At 32.3% G+C, this 19,944-nt stretch carries 21 protein-coding genes; 3 read left to right on the top strand and 18 right to left on the bottom strand.

The window, feature by feature from the left end; all coding sequences use genetic code 11:
* Nucleotides 1-24: 24 nt before the first annotated feature.
* Nucleotides 25-741 carry a response regulator transcription factor gene (locus EQG68_RS07900; RefSeq protein WP_129464272.1) on the top strand — a complete coding sequence of 239 codons (717 nt, stop codon included), beginning with the start codon at nt 25-27 and terminating at the stop codon, nt 739-741.
* A 182-nt stretch (nt 742-923) separates the two neighbouring features.
* On the opposite strand, the gene EQG68_RS07895 is transcribed toward EQG68_RS07900, so the two are convergent.
* The 13 genes from EQG68_RS07895 to EQG68_RS07835 form a co-directional block, all read right to left on the bottom strand.
* On the bottom strand, nt 924-1,667 hold the full coding sequence (locus EQG68_RS07895) for an acyl-[acyl-carrier-protein] thioesterase (RefSeq protein ID WP_129464271.1): 744 nt from the start codon (nt 1,665-1,667) through the stop codon (nt 924-926).
* Between the two features lie 8 nt (nt 1,668-1,675).
* Nucleotides 1,676-2,239 carry a hypothetical protein gene (locus EQG68_RS07890; protein WP_129464270.1) on the bottom strand — a complete coding sequence of 188 codons (564 nt, stop codon included), beginning with the start codon at nt 2,237-2,239 and terminating at the stop codon, nt 1,676-1,678.
* Nucleotides 2,240-2,283: 44 nt separating this feature from the next.
* Nucleotides 2,284-3,213, bottom strand: coding sequence for a tRNA (adenosine(37)-N6)-dimethylallyltransferase MiaA (gene miaA, locus EQG68_RS07885; RefSeq protein ID WP_129464269.1), 930 nt, complete (start codon nt 3,211-3,213; stop codon nt 2,284-2,286).
* Complete coding sequence (locus tag EQG68_RS07880) at nt 3,200-4,036, bottom strand: ion transporter (protein ID WP_129464268.1); 837 nt, start codon at nt 4,034-4,036, stop codon at nt 3,200-3,202. Before EQG68_RS07880 ends, miaA begins: the two co-directional genes overlap by 14 nt.
* 20 nt (nt 4,037-4,056) lie before the next feature.
* Nucleotides 4,057-5,418 carry an exonuclease domain-containing protein gene (locus EQG68_RS07875; protein WP_129464267.1) on the bottom strand — a complete coding sequence of 454 codons (1,362 nt, stop codon included), beginning with the start codon at nt 5,416-5,418 and terminating at the stop codon, nt 4,057-4,059.
* Nucleotides 5,419-5,544: 126 nt separating this feature from the next.
* Complete coding sequence (locus EQG68_RS07870; protein ID WP_129464266.1) at nt 5,545-5,913, bottom strand: four helix bundle protein; 369 nt, start codon at nt 5,911-5,913, stop codon at nt 5,545-5,547.
* 155 nt (nt 5,914-6,068) lie between these two features.
* Nucleotides 6,069-6,728 (bottom strand): YggS family pyridoxal phosphate-dependent enzyme, encoded by a 660-nt coding sequence (locus tag EQG68_RS07865; protein WP_129464265.1) that lies wholly within the window; start codon nt 6,726-6,728, stop codon nt 6,069-6,071.
* A gap of 607 nt (nt 6,729-7,335) precedes the next feature.
* Nucleotides 7,336-7,776 (bottom strand): virulence RhuM family protein, encoded by a 441-nt coding sequence (locus EQG68_RS07860; RefSeq protein WP_129464264.1) that lies wholly within the window; start codon nt 7,774-7,776, stop codon nt 7,336-7,338.
* Between the two features lie 73 nt (nt 7,777-7,849).
* Nucleotides 7,850-9,067 (bottom strand): DUF1015 domain-containing protein, encoded by a 1,218-nt coding sequence (locus EQG68_RS07855; protein ID WP_129464263.1) that lies wholly within the window; start codon nt 9,065-9,067, stop codon nt 7,850-7,852.
* Between the two features lie 97 nt (nt 9,068-9,164).
* Complete coding sequence (locus EQG68_RS07850; protein ID WP_129464262.1) at nt 9,165-9,785, bottom strand: hypothetical protein; 621 nt, start codon at nt 9,783-9,785, stop codon at nt 9,165-9,167.
* An 80-nt stretch (nt 9,786-9,865) separates the two neighbouring features.
* Nucleotides 9,866-10,771 (bottom strand): helix-turn-helix domain-containing protein, encoded by a 906-nt coding sequence (locus tag EQG68_RS07845; protein WP_129464261.1) that lies wholly within the window; start codon nt 10,769-10,771, stop codon nt 9,866-9,868.
* A gap of 10 nt (nt 10,772-10,781) precedes the next feature.
* Nucleotides 10,782-11,672 carry a 3-hydroxyacyl-CoA dehydrogenase family protein gene (locus EQG68_RS07840; protein WP_129464260.1) on the bottom strand — a complete coding sequence of 297 codons (891 nt, stop codon included), beginning with the start codon at nt 11,670-11,672 and terminating at the stop codon, nt 10,782-10,784.
* Nucleotides 11,673-11,773: 101 nt separating this feature from the next.
* Nucleotides 11,774-12,739: a Gfo/Idh/MocA family protein gene (locus EQG68_RS07835; protein WP_129464259.1), complete on the bottom strand. Its 966-nt coding sequence runs from the start codon at nt 12,737-12,739 to the stop codon at nt 11,774-11,776.
* Nucleotides 12,740-12,965: 226 nt separating this feature from the next.
* Here EQG68_RS07835 and EQG68_RS07830 point away from each other — a divergent pair, with 226 nt between their 5' ends.
* Nucleotides 12,966-13,808: a universal stress protein gene (locus EQG68_RS07830; RefSeq protein WP_129464258.1), complete on the top strand. Its 843-nt coding sequence runs from the start codon at nt 12,966-12,968 to the stop codon at nt 13,806-13,808.
* Nucleotides 13,809-13,962: 154 nt separating this feature from the next.
* Here EQG68_RS07830 and dnaN read toward each other — a convergent pair whose 3' ends face one another.
* From dnaN to EQG68_RS07805, 5 genes are all read right to left on the bottom strand, one after another.
* Nucleotides 13,963-15,081, bottom strand: a complete 1,119-nt coding sequence (gene dnaN / locus EQG68_RS07825; protein ID WP_129464257.1) for a DNA polymerase III subunit beta — start codon at nt 15,079-15,081, stop codon at nt 13,963-13,965.
* Nucleotides 15,082-15,153: 72 nt separating this feature from the next.
* Entirely contained in the window at nt 15,154-16,818 is a 1,665-nt protein-coding gene (gene gldG, locus EQG68_RS07820; RefSeq protein WP_129464256.1) for a gliding motility-associated ABC transporter substrate-binding protein GldG, read from the bottom strand.
* Entirely contained in the window at nt 16,818-17,543 is a 726-nt protein-coding gene (gene gldF, locus EQG68_RS07815; RefSeq protein ID WP_129464255.1) for a gliding motility-associated ABC transporter permease subunit GldF, read from the bottom strand. The genes gldG and gldF overlap by 1 nt, the downstream gene beginning before the upstream one ends.
* 95 nt (nt 17,544-17,638) lie before the next feature.
* Nucleotides 17,639-17,935: a putative quinol monooxygenase gene (locus EQG68_RS07810; protein WP_129464254.1), complete on the bottom strand. Its 297-nt coding sequence runs from the start codon at nt 17,933-17,935 to the stop codon at nt 17,639-17,641.
* Between the two features lie 5 nt (nt 17,936-17,940).
* Nucleotides 17,941-18,768 (bottom strand): SAM hydrolase/SAM-dependent halogenase family protein, encoded by an 828-nt coding sequence (locus EQG68_RS07805; RefSeq protein WP_129464253.1) that lies wholly within the window; start codon nt 18,766-18,768, stop codon nt 17,941-17,943.
* 106 nt (nt 18,769-18,874) lie between these two features.
* Between EQG68_RS07805 and EQG68_RS07800 the strand changes: the two genes are divergently transcribed.
* Nucleotides 18,875-19,825 (top strand): PhoH family protein, encoded by a 951-nt coding sequence (locus tag EQG68_RS07800; protein ID WP_129464252.1) that lies wholly within the window; start codon nt 18,875-18,877, stop codon nt 19,823-19,825.
* Nucleotides 19,826-19,944 lie beyond the last annotated feature (119 nt).

Raw genomic sequence — 19,944 nt, 5'->3', positions numbered from 1 at the left:
ATACCACTAAATATAAATTAACCTATGGAAGCAGAAAACAAAAAGATTCTTTTAGTAGAAGATGATCCAAATTTTGGAGCCATACTAAAAGATTACCTGATGCTAAACGATTTTGAAGTTGTTTTAGCAAAAAACGGAATGGAAGGATTTGAAAAATTTAAAAAGGACACGTACGATTTGTGTATTTTGGATGTCATGATGCCATACAAAGATGGATATACATTAGCCAAAGAAATTCGTGAAAAAAACAAAGAAGTGCCTTTAATTTTCTTGACCGCCAAGTCAATGAAAGAAGATGTCTTGAAAGGATATAAAGTAGGAGCAGATGATTACCTAAATAAACCATTTGATTCTGAAGTGTTGTTGATGAAGATAAAAGCCATCATGCAACGCAAACAGTCTGAAAGTAAAACAGACAACTTGAAGTTTGAGTTCCAAATCGGAAAATTCCACTTGAATTCAAAATTACGTTTCTTGACGTTCCAAAATGATGAACCAATCAAATTGTCGCCTAAAGAAAACGAATTGTTGAAAATGTTGGCCCTTCATGAAAATGATTTGATGCCTCGTGAATTAGCTTTAACTAAAATCTGGAGAGACGATAACTATTTTACTTCCAGAAGTATGGACGTATATATTGCCAAATTGAGAAAATACCTAAAATCAGACGAAGATGTTGAAATTCTTAACATCCACGGCGAAGGTTTCCGATTGGTAATCAAAAACAAAGTTGCCCAATAACTATTAAAGCTCTCAAATTTTGGGAGCTTTTTTTTTGAACCTATTCCAGCTTTTCACTACAAGATTTTGGGCTAAAAAAAAGAATTCTACAAACCCAAAAGAGCTTCCTTTGGTCGCTTTTTGGCTTTAAGAATTCTATATTTTTTAGTCCAAAATGCTTTCCGTTACAATCTGGGGTAGGATTACCTGCTATATTCCAATTTCAAAGCAAAACTGGTTTTTCCGTTTTTGGTAACACACATCAATTCCGGATTTTCTCCTGACGAAGCTTTAATTTCCACTTCATCATTCCAATGTAGTTCCTTTAAGAAATTCATGTCAAATGCTTGAATTTGATGTTTCAAAATCGCATTTGGATGTAAACCGTCTAAACACCATTCTAAATATTTCACATTATTGGCATGATTCACAATATCCAAATCCGATAATAAAATAGTTTTATGCTTTATAGACAGCAACTCAACATTCAAATCAATTTTCTCTAAAGATTTAACGGTTGGCAATCTTTCTGGATAAAAAGTAAAATGATCAAAAGGTAAAGCCAATGCTTCCGGTTTGCGTAATTCGGTATTGATAACCACCCAATAGGTGAGAGCCCCAACCAATTTTTGGTCTCCCAAATACAACTCCAAAGCCCTAACCGAACGAGAATCTTTCATTTCAACAATCCACGTTTTTACGGTAACCACATCACGCCATTTGGGTAAATCACTTACTTCAACACGCATTCTACTCAATACCCAAGCCTGATGAAAAACTTGCATATCGCTAAAGCTCAATCCACCCAACTCGGCATGTAAACCTGCCGTAAGTTGTATAATATTACACAATTCGGTATGTTTCAACTGCCCGTTTGGATAGCATTGAATAAAATTGATTTCCCATTCTTTGGAATATTCAGAGGTAAAATGAGTTGAAATAGGCATATAAATTTTTAATTTTCAACGGTGAAATTAATTTCTTGTTGATTAGTATTGCTAAATGTTGTATTAATATCAAGACCTGTGTCATTACAATTTAGACCGTTTTCTCTAAAAGTTGAAATATCAAAAACGGACATTTTATAATTTCCGGGTTCTAAAAGCTTGACTCCAATTCTGCATTTTAATTCATTTCCAATTTTTTCATATACAAATAAATTACACCCTAAAGTTTCGTTTAAGCTACCCGTTGATAATTCTGTAGTTGTACTGTTTAAGCAAAGAAATATTTCAGGATTGTAAATTGAAGATTTAATAAATTGAATTCCAAATGCATAATCTAAAGGATAACTGTATAAGTCTATAGTTTCATTTGGATTTTCAAAATTTTGAATTCTTTCTAAAGTCGAATTAAACCAAATTATATCTCCAACATTATAAATAGGTTGAAAATTTTCAATTGTAATTAATTGAGGCTTAAATTTAACAATAATTTTTGCCGAGCATGGCTCTTCTGTTCCACATTGGAATGCCAAAAATAAATGGCTGATGAAGAAAACAAGCACTATTTTTTTCATGATTAATTTTTTTTTTGAGATAAAAAAAAGCTTAAAAGGTTGCGTTACTTTATTGATGATTCTATTGTTGAAATAATCTCTTTTCTATCTGTTAAGTAATCAAACCAATTCACATTTTCTGTTCGTTTAAACCATGTTAATTGTCGTTTGGCAAAACGGCGGGTATTTTTTTTGATTTCTTCTACAGCAAAATCTAGTGTTGTTTTTCCGTCAAAATAATCAAATAATTCTCTGTATCCAACGGTTTGCAATGCATTTAACTGTTTATTTGGATATAGTTTTTTGGCTTCTTCCAACAAACCATCTTGAATCATTAAATCAACTCGTTGGTTAATTCGGTCGTACATTATTACTCTATCCGCTTCTAATCCAATAACAATCGGAGTGAAGTTTCGCTTATTTTTTTTCTGATTTAAAAAAGAAGAATACGGTTTTCCGGAACCCAAACTAACTTCTACAAATCGCATCAGCCGTTGTGGATTTTGTAATGTTTGCGGATTTTCAGAACTTAATTTTTCAAAATAAATCGGATCTGATTCTTGTAGTTTTTGTTGTAAATAATCCAACCCTTTTGATTCATATTCAGCTTTAATTTCCTTTCTTATAGCGGGATTAATATCCGGAAAATCATCAAAACCTTTCAAAATGGCATCTACATATAATCCGGAACCACCCACCATAATTTGAATATTCTTTTTTTCAAATAATTCATCCAATTTCAAAAGTGCTTCCCGTTCAAAATCGCCAACATTATAGGATTCTAAAATTGATTTATGTTGGATAAAATAATGGGGAGCGGCATTTAACTCTTCTTCATTGGGAACAGCGGTACCTATTTTCATTTCTTTATAAAACTGCCGACTGTCACAAGAAATGATTTCACAACCAAAATGTTGAGCTAATGCAATACTCAAAGCGGTTTTGCCAATAGCCGTTGGACCAATAATTGTAATAAGGAAATTATTTTGCTTCATCTAATTCACTCCCACAATTTTGACAAAATTTTGCATTTTCTAAGTGATCTTCAGAGCCACAACTAAAGCAATGTATCTTTAAAGATTTTTTTCGTAATGTGTTTTTAGCAATCTCAGCCGTAATAATACCCGTAGGGACAGCAATGATACCATAACCTAGAATCATCACAAATGAAGCAATAAATTGACCTAATGGTGTAACTGGTGAAATATCACCGTAGCCAACCGTAGTAAGTGTTACTATACACCAATAAATGCTGGTAGGAATACTGGTGAATCCGGCATCTGCTCCTTCAACCACGTACATTAGAGAACCAATTATAACACAACTGATTAATACAAAATACATAAAGACTAAAATTCTACCTCTACTGGCTAAAATCGATTCTTTTAAATGTACAGACTGACTGGAAAATTGTGGATGATTTAGAATTTTGAAAAGTCTCAAAAGTCGTAAAGCTCTTATCGTTGTCAGAACACTTGTTCCGGCAAAAAAGAGCGATAAATACATGGGTAAAGTCGCAATTAAATCGATAATTCCGTAAAAACTGAAAATGTATCGAAATGGTTTGTTAATCGAAATAATTCTTAACAGATATTCAATTGTAAAAAAAAGGGTAATAACCCATTCACAAAATACTAACTCAGTATGGTATTTTTGATCAAAACCTTTTACCGTCTCCATCATTACGATGAGCACACTTAGTAAAATCAACCCCAAAAGTATTAAATCAAATAATCTTCCGGCAAAAGTATTGGTACCATAAATGATGATATGCGTTTTTTGCCTGAAAATTTCAAATCTGGATTTAATTGTTTTCATGATGTACAAATTTAACTAATTTAAAACGGAATAATCTTCATCACTTTATGCTTTCTTAAATAACCATTGATGATATTTTTAGTATCCCGGTTATTTTGCATTGGAATAATGATGTTACGCAATACTTCTACATTGGTAATTTGATAATTCAAATCAAAAAAACAATAGCCTTTGTATATTCCGTTTTCAATCAATACTACTGAACGTTCTTCTAAACTTCTACCGCGGTCAATAATGATTCGGTTTTGGCTTTCAAACTCATTATTTTCTATAAATTCCTGTACACGTTCGTTGTATTCCTCCGGACTAATTTCGCCAATACAAGCTCCGTCACATTCTTTGATTTTATATTTGAAACACGAATTTTGTGTTTCATACAAACCATTAATTTTTTGGCATAAGTGATAATGGTCTGTTATTTTGAATAACACATTTTTTCCTTCTTGAATGGATGAAAAAGAGGTAATTTCTTTTTTTCGACCGTCCGTTTTTTGAAGGGAAAGACTCATGTAACCTTTTTCGTTTTTTACAGGATACAAAGCCCACTGAAATAACGTTTTGCGTTGAGCCCGATTGTAAATGGGTTTATTAATTTTGATTTCTTCACTTTCTTTCAAAAGGGCAATGAGTTCACTTCCGGTTTCTTCATAGGTAACCGTGTACACTTCCATTTGTATCTTTTTACTTTTTCGATTGGTTCCCGTAAAATGTTGGTTAACCCTTTTTTTAATATTTTTACTTTTACCAATATAAATCAAATCACCTTTTTCGTTATGGATATAATAAATTCCTGTTTTGGATGGAAGACTTTCTACAATATCCAATAATTTCGGTGACATACCCGATTTAATTTCGGTTTTGACAGAATTTTTTAAAATTTCTTTTTCAACATCTTTAGCCAAAAGCATTTTAAATAATTTCACTGTTGCCATCGCATCACCACTGGCTCTATGCCGGTCAGCCATCGGAATTCCGAGTGCTCGAACCAATTTTCCTAGACTGTATGAAGCGTGTCCGGGTAATAATTTTTTGGATAATTCTACGGTGCAAAGCGTTGGTTTTTGAAATTTAAATCCCAATCGTCTGAATTCGGTTTGCAAAATTCGATAATCAAACGAAGCATTATGAGCCACTACAATGCAACCTTCGGTTATTTCAATGATGCGTTTGGCCACTTCGTAAAACTTGGGAGCCGAACGAAGCATGGCGTTGTTAATGCCGGTTAATTTCACCACAAAAGGTTGAATCGGAATTTCCGGATTCACCAAACTGATAAATTGGTCCACCACCTCATGACCATCAAATTTATAGATGGCGATTTCGGTAATTCCTTCTTCGTTGTATTGACCTCCGGTGGTTTCTATGTCTAGGATTGCGTACATTTTCAATGGCAATAGCAATGACAATTTCAAAATTCAAATTCAAAAAACAAATTCAAAAATCAATCTTTCAAATTGAATTTTGTCATTGCTATTGTCATTGCTATTGCTATTGTCATTGCTATTGTTTTACTTTTTGTTAATTATCATTTTTGACGAAATTGCTATCAACTCCTCTACTTCTTTTAAAAGTAAAATTCTGGTATTTTCATCACCTTCTTTAATATAATTTAATATTTTTAATGAATTCCTTGATTCTTTTAATTCTTTGACTACTAAAGTTAATTTAAAAATGAAGTCTTTATCACTAATTGTTCCTTGAGCTTCGCCAAAATTTAGAGAGGAACTCCCGGAAGATCTAATTAATTGATTTTTATAATATTCATTTTCAAAAGATTTATTTAGATTTCTTGTAAAGAAAATACTTTCACCGGCAAAACGAACTAATCGATCTTCAAAATTGAAAATTTTTTCACTAAAGGTAATATTCTCCTCCATTTAATAATTGGTTTTTGAAATTAAAAATAAATATTAAAGTTGTAATTGATATTGAATTTGTAATTGATATTGAATTTGTAATTGATATTGAATTTGTAATTGATATTGAATTTGTAATTGATATTGAATTTTGCCATTGCTATTGCCATTGAAACTCATCTACTGCCAAAAATACTACTTCCGATTCGAATCATCGTGCTCCCACATTCAATGGCGAGTTGATAATCGCCGCTCATGCCCATGGATAAAGTGGTCAGTTGGCAGTTTTCAGTATTCAGTTGACAAAGTTTATCAAAAATAGATTTTAAATGTAAAAATTCACGTTTAATTTGCTCCTGATTTACAGTAAAAGTAGCCATTCCCATTAAACCGACAATGCGAATATTTTGAAAGGTTTTCAATTCTTCTGAATATAGAATTTCATGTAATTCTTTTTCATCCAAACCAAATTTAGTATCTTCTTCTGCAATATGTATTTGCAACAAACAATCAACTGTTCTTTTCCATTTGGTTGCTAATCGATTGATTTCTTTCAGCAATTTCATACTATCCACACCGTGAATTAAACTCACATACGGAATCATGTATTTTACCTTATTCGACTGAACGTGACCAATCATGTGCCATTGAATGTCTTTGGGCATTTGTTCCCATTTTTCTGTCATTTCCTGAATCTTGTTTTCACCAAAAATGCGTTGCCCGGCGTTGTAAGCTTCCATCAAATTAGCAATAGGCTTGGTTTTGGAAACAGCAACTAGGGTTACGTGCGGTGGGAGAGAGGATTTTATTTTAGATAGGTTTTTTGATATTGACATTTTAAGCTATTTATTATGAAATTCTAGTATTTCGCGACTCTTTTCAATAATCCAATTATTTAATTCCAGACCTAATTCATTCTTAATTTTCTTTTCACTTTCAATTTCAGATTGATTAAGTAAAAAGATTAAGACTTTTTTATTTTTTGATATTTTTAATTTTAAACAAAATACTTGGTTTTTATAGTAATAAAATTGAGCAAATATAGATTCCTGATTATTGTCATTATATGAAATATTTTCATTATAATCTGCTCTAATTAATTCGGAGTCTTTTTCTCCATTGTACCTTTTTTTTTCTTCTAGACTTAAGTTGTTGTAATATTCTTGATTATAGTAATTTAAATATGTTTTTATTGAAAATCTACCCGAACCAATCAGTTTCTTTTTTTTTTTTTATTAATTTTTATATGACCTTCTGATATTCCATAAATTCCATTTGCTTCACAAATACTATCAATTTTCGTAATTGTTAATTTTTCATTTTGTGAAAAACTAAAATTAATGAATAATAGAAAGAATAGTATTTTTTTCATTTTTAATTATGATTTCTTCTTCTACAAATTACAAAATTGAGTTTATTTATTTAAATTTTTAATAATTTCATCTAAGTCAGAAATATATTTTTTGTATTGGATAATTCTAAATAATCTTTACCAAAAGGTTTTCCATTTTTCAACATCTCATCGTTTAAAACAAAACCTTTAATGATAAATTCTTTTAATGTTTGAGTTGCCCAAATTCTAAATTGGGTTGCTTCTTTAGAATTAACACGATAGCCAACGGCAATAATTACATCTAGATTATAGAACTTTGTATTGTATTTTTTACCATCTTCGGCAGTATGTGCAAAAATTGCACTAACTGAATCTTCGTATAATTCATTAGTTTCAAAGATGTTTTTTATATGTTTTGTGATTACAGTTCTGTCAACTCCAAAAAGATGTGCAATCATTTTTTGCGAAAGCCAAAAACTTTCATTGAGGTAAGTAACATTAATCGTTACATTCTTTTTCTCTGATTGATAAAATACAATAGTGTTTTGCATGGCGTAAATGTTTATAATATTTGTTTATATTCTATTTTCTTAAATCAAAATTCGTTAATCATCAATCATTACTCTACAATTCATACACCATCAACCCACTCCTAAACTTCGGTTCAATATAGGTACTCTTCGGTGGCATAATCAAATTGTTATCCGCTAAGGCTTTAATTTCAGAAATATCCGAAGGATAAAGCATAAAACCTACTTCAAATTCGCCTTCGTCTATTAACTCTTTGATGGTTAAAACTGATTGTTTTCCCGGAATGTATTCAATGCGTTCATCGTTGCGTAAATCTTCTATTCCAAGTAACGGATGCAAGACTTTATCATATAAAATTTGAGCATCCAAGTTTTCCAAAATGGAAGGATTATTGTTCTCTAATTTGTAAAAAAGAGCATAAAAATTCCCATCCAAATACATCCCAAATTCAAACTTACTTTGGGGTTTCCACAATTCTTGTTCTTTGTTTTTGATGATGAAATGCTCCTCTAATTGAGCTAAAAAGTCATTGATTTCAAAACCATTCAAGTCCCGGATAATTCGATTGAATTCATAAATTTTTATTTCGCTTTCAGCAATTAGAAAACTCATGAAATAGTTTAGTTTCTCATTTCCTTCAGCTTTAAATTCGTCATGTAATAATTCTGCCGAAGCCGAACGATGATGCCCATCCGCGATATACAGTTCCGGAATTTGTTCAAACTGTTGTTGCAACCACTGAATATCTTCTTCATTATCAATTTTCCACAATTGATGTTTCTCTTTGTTGGTGGTAGCATAATTGTAAAGTGGAACATTTTTTTTCTTTTCTGCTATCCATTGATTAATTAAAGAATTGTCAGGATAAGTAATCAAAACCGGTTCGGTATTAAAACCCGTTTGATACAAATAATCTTTAAATAATTCCACACGATATTGCAACGTGTCTTCGTGTTTTTTGATGATATTGTTTTTATAATCGTCAATGGAGGTTCCGGCCACAATTCCGGTAAAAGAATTGGTTTTCGTTTGAATTTCGTACACAAAAAATACTGGCTTTTCTTCTTCAACAAAAACACCATCGTTCTTAAAATCTTGGTATTTATGAGCCACACCTTTAAACCGTTTATCCAACGTGATTTTTTGCGAATGCACATATGCCGGATGAATCACATGCAAAAACGAATACGGATTAAAACTCAACCAAGCCGCCAACTCAGCAGAACTGTAATCATCGTAATTTCTGCATGTAACCAAACCCACTTTATCCGCAGTGGGACGAACAGCTTTGAAGGGGATTATTTTACTCATTTCATTAAAAACTAAACCGTAAAATTACAATATTTAGTTTGTAATTCTACGGTTTATACCCTAAACAATTTGTAAAATTTTATATCTCCAAAAGATTTTAAAAATTTAATTTGTAAATAAAATTGACAGTATTAATTGCCTCTAATTTCCTTTCTACATCATCTTTTTTCATTTTAGTTAAATCAGATTGAGTATCAAATCCAAGACCCAATGTCATATAATCATTAACTTCAAAAGTTAGACCAATATTAAATCCTAAACCGAAATTCCAACCCCTATTTTTTTCTTCAAAAGTAGTGGTTAATGTTTGAATCTCTTCTTTTAATAAAGTATTACCATAAATACCAATACCAGCGTATGCATTAATTTTATTGTTGGCTTGCTCTTTAAAGATGGAAACAGAACGATTAATGTACAAAGGAATTCTAAGATAGCTATGCTCAAGTGCATAACTTTCTCCACCGGAAACTCCGTTTGCACTAAATTCCAACAGTCCAATTCCACCACTAAAGTATGTTCCGGAGGGTAAGCTGTAAAAAAAATGAAAATCTCCGGAATTGACGTTTCCATTGATTGTTACAAAACCACTTTGTTTTAGTTTTGCAAATCCAAGTTTTGCATTAGCCAAAAATCCATAGGAATGTTTTTTTTCAGTTTCTTGTCCACTCATTATTACAGTTGACATTAAAGTAATCATAGTAAAAAATAAATTTTTCATGTCTAATAAATTAAAGGGTTATTTATTGACAAAATTAATCTGTGGAATAAATGTAAAATTGTATAATTGAGACAATTTAATTAATCAAAATACCAATAGGTATCTTCATTACCAATTTTGGAAATTTTATTGAGAAGGGTTGAGGGAGTTTCGTTTGTAATAGCTTTGAAATGTTTAATAAAATGAGCTTGATCATAATACATACTAAACAAAGCAATTTCAGTTAAATTAGATTGATTTTTGTTTTCTTGAAAATAATTGAAAGCTTGTCTAAACATTACCATTTTTCGATATTCCTCTACCGACATCAACACATGTTTTTGAAATTGACGAAGTAACGTTTTTCTATTTACATTTATTTTTTTTGAAAGTTCATCAACTTTAATTCCACCATTAGAAATTATAATTTCTCCAATGGCTTTTTTTATTACCGTTTCATTGAAGGTTTGAAGCGATTCCTCGAAAAACTGATCCAACAATTTAACTTTGTTTTCTGTTTGATTTTCATGAAAAACTCGTTCTAATGTTAAGTTAAATTTTTTCCCAAAATGTGGAAAAATTCCAATTTCAGTTTTAAGAAAAGTGGACAAATAATCGGTAAAAAAATGATTAATTCCCAAAGGATTAAAAACTATACCAATTTTGTTAAATTTACCTTCAATCGTTACTTTGAAACTTTTATTTTTATTTATTGAATATAAAGTGGTTAAATCCGAAGCAATACAAGGTTTAACAATCGAATGATCATTTATGATTTCAATTTCTGAATTTTTGTAAACCGTAATTGCATGTTTATAGTTTGGATAAAATATAAAACTCTTTTTATAATCATCATCAGTTGAATAATGAAAATAGTAATAAGCAATGTACCTGTTTATATTTTCAGATTGAGGTTTGGATGTTATGAAAACATCATTGTGTTGATTTGTTATTTTCAAAATAGATGGAAAAATTAAGTCGGAATTTTGGTATTCCGACTTAATCATTAGTTTAAATTTATTTTAAAAACTGTTTTGAAACTTTCTCCGCCTTCTTACTTTCCGAATAATCATAAAATCCTTCTCCGGATTTTACACCTAATTTTCCGGCCATTACCATATTTACTAAAAGTGGACAAGGTGCGTATTTAGGATTTTTGAATCCATCATACATCACATTCAAAATCGAAAGACAAACATCTAAACCAATAAAATCAGTTAGTTGTAAAGGTCCCATTGGGTGAGCCATTCCTAATTTCATCACCGTATCAATTTCTTGTACACCGGCTACTCCGTTGTATAAGGTTTCAATCGATTCATTAATCATTGGCATTAAAATTCGATTCGCTACAAAACCGGGATAGTCATTCACTTCCGTTGGTGTTTTACCTAATTTTACGGATAAATCCATAATGATTTTGGTCACTTTATCCGAAGTGTTGTACCCGCGAATGATTTCAACCAATTTCATAATCGGCACCGGATTCATAAAATGCATCCCAATTACACGTTCCGGATGCACCACCTGAGCGGCAATTTGGGTGATAGAAATTGATGAAGTATTCGTGGCTAAAATCACCTTGTGGTCGCAAACCTCGCTCAGTTGTTTGAAAATATTCATTTTTAAACCTACATTTTCGGTAGCAGCTTCTACTACTAAATCGGTTCCCACCACACCATCTTTAATATCGGTGTACGTGATAATATTGGAAATGGTTTTGTGTTTGTCGTCTTCCGAAATCGTTCCTTTTGCCACCATTCTATCCAAGTTAGAAGCAATGGTCGCCATTCCTTTTTCCAATGATTTTTCAGAAATATCAATAAGTTTTACGGTAAATCCGCTTTGAGCAAAGGTGTGGGCAATTCCGTTACCCATCGTTCCTGCTCCAATTACTGCGATTGTTTTCATTATGTGTGTTTAGTTTTTTGTTTCAAGTTTCAGGTCTGAAGTTTCAGGTTTCAAGTTTCAGGTTTTTAAATAACCTGAAACTTGAAACCTGAAACAAATTATTATTTTTCCATCGAATCAATAATCATATACGCCACTCGCAACGCTTCCGTTCCATCTTCTAACGTCACCACTGGAGTGGTATTGTTGTTGATTGCATCGGCAAACGTTTCCAATTCATCCAAAATGGCATTGTTCATTGAAACCTCCGGATTGTCAAAATAGATTTGTTTTTTCTCGCCTTCCGCATTTTGTAAAATCATATCAAAATCACCTGGAACTTCTGGTGCGTCTTTCATTTTTACCACTTCACAGATTTTGTCCAAATAGTCCACTGAGATGTAGGCATCTTTTTGAAAAAAGCGTGATTTCCGCATATTTTTCATTGATATGCGGCTCGAAGTTACATTCGCCACACAACCATTTTCAAACTCAATTCGAGCATTGGCAATATCCGGAGACTGACTCAACACTGAAACACCACTGGCATGAACCGCTTTTACTTTCGATTTCACCACACTCAAAATCGCATCAATATCGTGAATCATCAAATCCAAAACCACCGGAACATCCGTTCCTCGAGGATTAAATTCAGCCAAACGATGCGTTTCAATAAACATTGGATTGTCAATTTGATTTTTCACGGCAATAAAAGCCGGATTAAATCGCTCTACATGACCAACCTGGCCTTTAACATTGTATTCTTTTGCTAAAGTAATGATTTCTTCCGCTTCTTCAACCGTGGTAGAAATCGGTTTTTCAATGAAAACATGTTTCCCCGATTTAATCGAAACCTTAGCACATTTATAATGAGAAAGGGTAGGAGTCACAATGTCAATCACATCCACGGCGTGAATCAATTTGGCAATCGTATCAAACCGTTTATAGCCAAATTCGGCTGCAATTTTCTCAGCATATTCAGCATTTTCATCATAAAAGCCAACTAATTCGTATTTGGAAGATTGATTGAGTAACCGCAAGTGTATTTTTCCTAGGTGCCCGGCACCCAAAACGCCAACTTTAAGCATAAAAGTAAATTTTATCAAAAATAGTAATAATAGCAGAATTGACAAGTGAGAAAGGCTTATTTTATTATAATGAGCTTTTTGTTTCTCATCTTAATTAAATGTTATAACTGACAATTATCAGTTTAAAATTGAATCTTAATGACTAACTTTACTCTGAATAATATTAGAAGAATTCCCGGCAATAAAGAATTGTAACCGATAACTAAAAACTAAAAAACTAACGAATATGAAACGTATACTTTTTCCAACCGATTTTTCAGAAGCGTCTAATAATGCTTTTGTTTATGCTCTAAAATTAGCTGATGCAATAAAAGCAGAGTTGATTACGCTTCATGCTTACGAACTTCCGCAACTTCACATGGGAGGTTTGCCTAACACACTCAAAGAAGTTTATGATAGTATTGAATTAGAAAATTTTGAAAATTTTAAAGACCAAATTCCATTGCTTCGTGAAATCGCGGAGAAACATAAGTTAGGTCACGTTAAAATCAGTAATATTCTAAAGCATGGCGATCTCATTTGGACAATTAAAAAAGTTACAAAAGAGGAAAATATTGATTATGTAGTGATGGGAACCAAAGGAGCAACCGGACTCAAAGAAACTTTTTTAGGTTCAAATACCGGAAGTGTGATGACAGAATTAGAAGCTTATGTAATTGGAGTTCCACAAAGTTCTGAATATAATGGTATACAAAATATTGTTTTCACAACCAGATTCCGTGAAAAAGATTTAAAAGCTCTTAAAAAAGTGATTAAATTGGCGAAGCTATTTGATGCAAAAGTTCACTGTTTATATGTAAAGACAAAAAAAACAGACGTAAATCCGGTAATTATCGAAGATTGGAAATTTCTCCTCAAAGACGAAAAAGTTGTTTTTCATATTATAGAAGATGAAAATGTACAACAAACAATACTCCGTTTTGTAGATTCTTATAACGTTGATATGTTGGCAATGCTCAATTATAAACGAGGATTTTTTGAAGAATTGTTCAAACAAAGTCTTACGCAAAAATTATCTTATCACGTACAAATACCTTTGTTAGCTATTCATGAGAGTAGTTTAGAGTAAATAGCTTAAAACTTTATAATCGTTATTTTTTGATTTTTTAGCTTAAGTAAGATGGTTAAAATTTATTCTATACTTCTTTTAATAAAAGACTTAACTAATAAAAAAACCGCAATTTCATTTTGAAATTGCGGTTGATTCGTATAGGGATTTTAATTTAATTATTTAGCATTACCGGCATAACTAACATCGTAATTATTTCGCCTTCATCTAATCCGTCAACAGGAGTTAGAATTCCGGCACGGTTTGGCAACGACATTTCCAATTGAATTTCATCAGATTGAAGGTTGTTCAACATTTCTGTTAAAAAGCGAGAATTGAAACCAATCTGCATATCATCACCTTGATAATCACACGTTAATCTTTCTTCAGCTTTGTTGGAGTAGTCAATATCTTCTGCCGAAATATTTAATTCGGTTCCTGCAATTTTAAGACGAATTTGGTGTGTTGTTTTGTTGGAAAAAATGGCCACACGACGAACTGAACTTAAAAATTGCGTTCTGTCGATGTGCAATTTATTTGGATTTTCCTTTGGAATTACGGCTTCATAGTTTGGATATTTTCCATCAATCAAACGACAAACCAACATATAATTGTCAAATGAGAAAACAGCGTTACTGTCGTTGTATTCAATTTTCACTTCGCTATCGGAGGTTCCTAAAATACCTTTCAAAATATTTAAAGGTTTTTTTGGCATAATAAAATCGGCTACTTCAGAAGCTTTGACGTCAGTGCGGGAATACTTTACTAATTTATGAGCATCAGTTGCCACAAAAATTAATCCTTCCGGAGAAAATTGGAAGAAAACTCCAGACATTACCGGACGTAAATCATCGTTTCCGGCAGCAAAAATAGTTTTACTGATGGCTGTTGCTAATACTTCGGCTGGAACAATCGTGGAAGAAGGATCATCTAACACAACTGCTTTAGGAAATTCTTCACCAGCGGCGTAAGCCAAGGCATATTTTCCGGAATTAGAACTGATTTCGATAGTGTTATTTTCTTCAACTGTAAATGTTAAAGGTTGTTCCGGAAATGTTTTTAGAATTTCTAATAATAATTTCGCTGGTACCGCGACACTTCCTTCGCTTTTGCTGTCTATTTCAAGTGTGGCAGACATCGTGGTTTCTAAATCAGAAGCAGAAACAATCAACTGATTATTGTCTAATTCGAATAAGAAATTATCTAAAATTGGTAACGTATTGCTGCTGTTAATCACACTACCTAATACTTGTAGTTGCTTTAATAAATACGAACTCGATACTATAAACTTCATTTCGGTTTTTATTTTTTATATCCCACAAATATAAAGGTAAGTATTGAAACAAAAAAAGTATTTTATTAACATCTATCGAGCATATTTTCTTTTTCGTAAGTAAGCGAATAAAGTTGCAAAAAGAAATAAGAACAGTATTGGTAACCCAACAGTTAACAGTTGAATAAAGGTATAATCTTTCTCTACTTTTTCTTTGTCGAGAAAAGCCAATTTTACTTCTTTGTTTCTAATGTTAATAAGTCCGCTGTCATCCAATAGATAGTTCATGGCATTCAACAAAAATTCTTTGTTACCATAAATCTGTTGTGTCCATTGGTCGATGCCGCCGTTTAATGGTTTTTTATTTACGTAGTTGTAATTGACAATATCGCCATCGGCAATGATAATCATTTTGTTTTCTTTTCCGTTGTCTAAATTGGAAGAAAGAGCAAAAGGTTTCACCCTGTTTTTAAATCCTGAATTAAATTTTCCTTCCAAAAGAACACCTAAATTTTGATTTCCTTTGTTATACGATTGCTCGTCTAATTCTTCCATGAATTCATACAAATTTAATTGAAGTGGTGCACCAACTACTTTTGATTGTGGAGAACTTTTGAGAAGTATCGTTTTTTTGATTCCATTTTTCAATGTATCAATTGTATTTGTAAATTCTAATTTTATTAGGTTGATGTTTTTATTAATCGTATGATTATTATTTGATTTAATAATGGGAGAATATAACCAATCAATTGGAACGTCACCTTGAGCAGACTGAGCCGTAATAGGTGTTGAAAGTAAATCCTGCACCAATTGATAATTGATTCGAACGCCATATTTAAAGAATAAATCATCCAAATTCAATTCTCTCGGAAATGCCAATGTTGCATTGTTTTCATTTTGAAGCGAATCAATGTCGGCCACCACTTTATCAATCAACCACATACTTTTTCCACCATTCATCACAAATTGATCTAAGATGTATTTTTCACTATCCGAAAAGGCTTCAGTGGGTTTCACGATAAGAGCAGCATCAAAACGATTCAGGTTTTCCAGAATTTTTTGCGGATTGTCTTGCAAGGAATCTAAATTAAATTCACCTAATTGATAGTATTCTTTCAAATTCAAGAGGTAATCAGCTTGGTATTTGTCTGCCAATTCTCCGTTTCCTTTTAAAACCGCAATTCGTTTCTTTTTTTCGGTGGTGATTTTAGTAATTGCATCGGCAAAAGCAAATTCCAATAATTGTACAGAACTATTGATGTTTTCCGAAGGAGAACTTCCAAAATTATTAATCAAAAGTGGTACACGAACCGATTTTTCATTCTGATTGGCAATCGCCCAAGGAAAAATTTGGATTACTTCTTTTTTACCTTTTTTGTTGCTGTTAATGTTGGTCGGCATGAATCCCAACTTAATCAACTCTTCAACATATTGCTGAGCTTGGCTTTCATCTTCTAACGGATTGGTGAATTGAAAAATTAGATTAGAATTATGACTACGAAATTCTTCTAAAATCTGTCTCGTTTCATTCTGCAGACGTTTGAATTCGGGTGGAAAATTTCCATCTAAAAACACATCAATAAAAACGGGTTCTTGAATATTTTCAATGAGTTTGATGGTGCTTTCTGATAAAGTATAACGTTTATCTTGTGTTAAATCAAATCGTTTGAAATAAAAATTTCCTGCAATGTTTAGTAAAATTAGTACAAAAAAAAGCAGTAAAAGCGGGAGTATGTTTTTTTTGGTTTGGGAGTTCATTAGTTTTTCAAGGATTTAAGTTGATACACCGTTGCGGCCAAAAACAAAACCGTCACGCTTAAAAAATAGAGAATATCGCGGGTATCAATAACACCACGACTGATGCTTTTGTAATGGAAATCCATTCCCAACGAAGCGATTAAATCTGTAAAAGAGACTGATAATGTTGAAATCCCTTCAAACCCAAAATAAAACAGAAAACAGAAAAATACCGCCATGATAAAAGCAACAATTTGATTTTCTGAAAGGGTAGAAGTGAACAATCCAATCGATGTGTAAGAAGCAACCAGGAAAAGCAATCCAAAATAGGAACCAATAGTACTACCTAAATCGAAACTTCCGGCAGGTGAACCATACTTTGAAATCACAAAAACATAAACCAATGTGGGTACTAGAGCGATGATAATCAATAGAAATGACCCGATAAATTTTCCATTTACGATTTGCCAGCTGCTTAAAGGTTTAGTGAGCAGTAATTCAATCGTTCCTTGTTTCTTTTCATCCGAAAAACTTCGCATCGTTACGGCCGGAATCAAGAAAATTAAAATCCAAGGAGCCAAGGTGAAAAACGGATTCAAATCGGCAAAACCGCTGTTCAAAATATTAAAATCACCTTCAAAAACCCAAAGAAAAAGTCCGTTTAGAATTAAAAAAATCGCCACCACCATATAACCTATGGGTGATCCAAAGAATGATTTTATTTCTCGAAGAAGAATTGCTTTCATTTAATTAATAGGTTTAAAAGTTTAAAGGTTTAAAAGTTTAAAGGTTTAAGTGTTTAAAAGTTTAATAGAACAACATTAAACTATTTTAAACAATCTTAAACTAACGAAACTAGTTTATCCACACTCCAAGCTTCCGGTTTTTCATTAAATAATTTTTTGGTAAACTGCCACACATCATAAAATAATTCTGAATTGCGATAGTTTTCCAAATCGTTTTCAGTTTCCCAATAACTATAGGTAAAAAAGATTTCAGGATTTTGTTTGTCTTGATACAATTCTAACAAACGATTTCCCGGAGCATTTCGTATTTTTTCTTTCATTAATTCAAAATTTTCCAAAAATTTCGGAATATTTTCTTCGTGAAAACTCATTTTTACGATTCGAACAAACATATTTTTTATTTAAATTTGATGGTAATAGTATCCCGATAACCAATTCCTAATAGACTGGTAGCTGTGCCCACAGTTGCAGCATTACTTCTAAATATGGCAATTTCTAAATAACCTGCTTCGTTGAAAATGGCTAATTTTTCTCCTTCATAATTTTTAATTGGAAACTTATTAGAAATTGCAACTGACGAATAATTGGGTAAAATTGTTTTTAAAGGTCTTGGTTTAATATCAATTTCATAGGGTCTTCCTTTTCCCAATTCGACAAATTGCTTTTTGGTAATATTAATGACAATATTTCCAAAATGATCGATATAAATCACATTTCCACGAATAGAATTTCCATCTTTAGAAACTATAGGTTGTAAATCGGTTATTTGTTTCAAAGTTGTAATTTCTTTCCCGATTACGCTTAATGAACCACCTTTTGCCAAATGGCAAGCGACGGTTTTAAACACATCCATGTCTGTTGCATCTCGCGATAAACGGTCGTGGATGTTTATGGCCACAATTTTTTGTGGAACTATGTGTTGCGTGAGCATGCTTAAAATTCCGTTATCGGCACACACAAAAAAGTGATCATTCCATTGCATGGCAATGTGTTCATTTTCTGAATTACGTTCGGCGTCAACACCAATTAAATGTACCGTTCCGTTTGGGAAACTTTTATAAGCGGCTTGTATAATGTAACTTGCTTCGGAAGCATTAAACGGATCGATATTGTGAGAAATGTCTATAACCTTTGCATCCGGAAATTCAGATATGATTTTACCTTTCAAAGCACCAACAAAATGGTCTTTGAGTCCGTAGTCCGTGGTAAGCGTAATTATTGACATTTTTTTGTTTATAACTATTCGTAGAACCTACGAAGTTTTTTGTTTAAATTTGAGTGATGCAAATCTACTAATTAAAAACTATTTTTTAATTTTAAAACTGTTGCTTTTGAACGAAAGAATTATTGAACTACACGACATCGCCCCAAAAGAGTTTTGGGGAGCTCAAGACACCCATCTTGAAACCATCAAAAAATACTATCCAAAGCTAAAAATTGTAGCCCGGGGAACCACCTTGAAGGCTTACGGCGAGAAGGAAGTGTTGGATGAATTTGAAAATCGTTTTAACCGATTGATGCTTCACTTTACGCGTTACAACAATATTGATACAAATGTCATCGATAGAGTAATTCAAAGTAATTCTCAGGAAGAACAACGTATGCCGGATCATGACAAAATTTTGGTTCACGGTATTGGTGGCAAACTCATCAAAGCCATGACTCCCAATCAGCAAAAATTAGTTGATTTGGTTACAAAAAATGACATGGTTTTTGCCGTTGGACCTGCTGGAACCGGAAAAACTTATACAGGAGTGGCTTTAGCCGTAAAAGCATTAAAAGAAAAACAAGTTAAGCGAATTATTTTAACCCGGCCTGCTGTGGAAGCGGGTGAAAATTTAGGATTCCTTCCCGGTGATATGAAGGAAAAATTAGATCCGTACATGCAACCCTTGTATGATGCTTTACGAGATATGTTGCCTCCACAAACCCTAGAAGATTATATTTTAAAAGGAATTATTCAAATTGCACCTTTGGCTTTTATGCGTGGAAGAACATTAGACAATGCTTTTGTGATATTGGATGAAGCTCAAAACTCAACTCATTCGCAAATGAAAATGTTTTTAACTAGGATGGGAAAAAACGCTAAGTTCATCATAACTGGTGATCCCGGACAAGTGGATTTACCTCGCAGAACAATTTCCGGCTTAAAAGAAGCGATTCTGATTTTGAAAGATGTGGAAGGTATTGGTATTTTGTATTTAGATGATAAAGATATTGTTCGTCATCGATTGGTTAAAAAAGTGATTGATGCTTATAAGAGTATAGAGAACTTGGATTAATATTATTTAAAAGAATAAACCTCATAGATATCGGTATCTATGAGGTCTTTATATTTTTAATTATGAAAAAGTTAATTATCATAGCATTAATTGTAATGTTATTTTTAGCCATAAATTAT

This window comes from Flavobacterium piscinae (assembly GCF_004122145.1).
In the GTDB taxonomy this organism is placed as follows: domain Bacteria; phylum Bacteroidota; class Bacteroidia; order Flavobacteriales; family Flavobacteriaceae; genus Flavobacterium; species Flavobacterium piscinae.
Note: the sequence above shows the minus strand (reverse complement) of the source record. Positions and strands in the feature narration are given on the sequence as shown.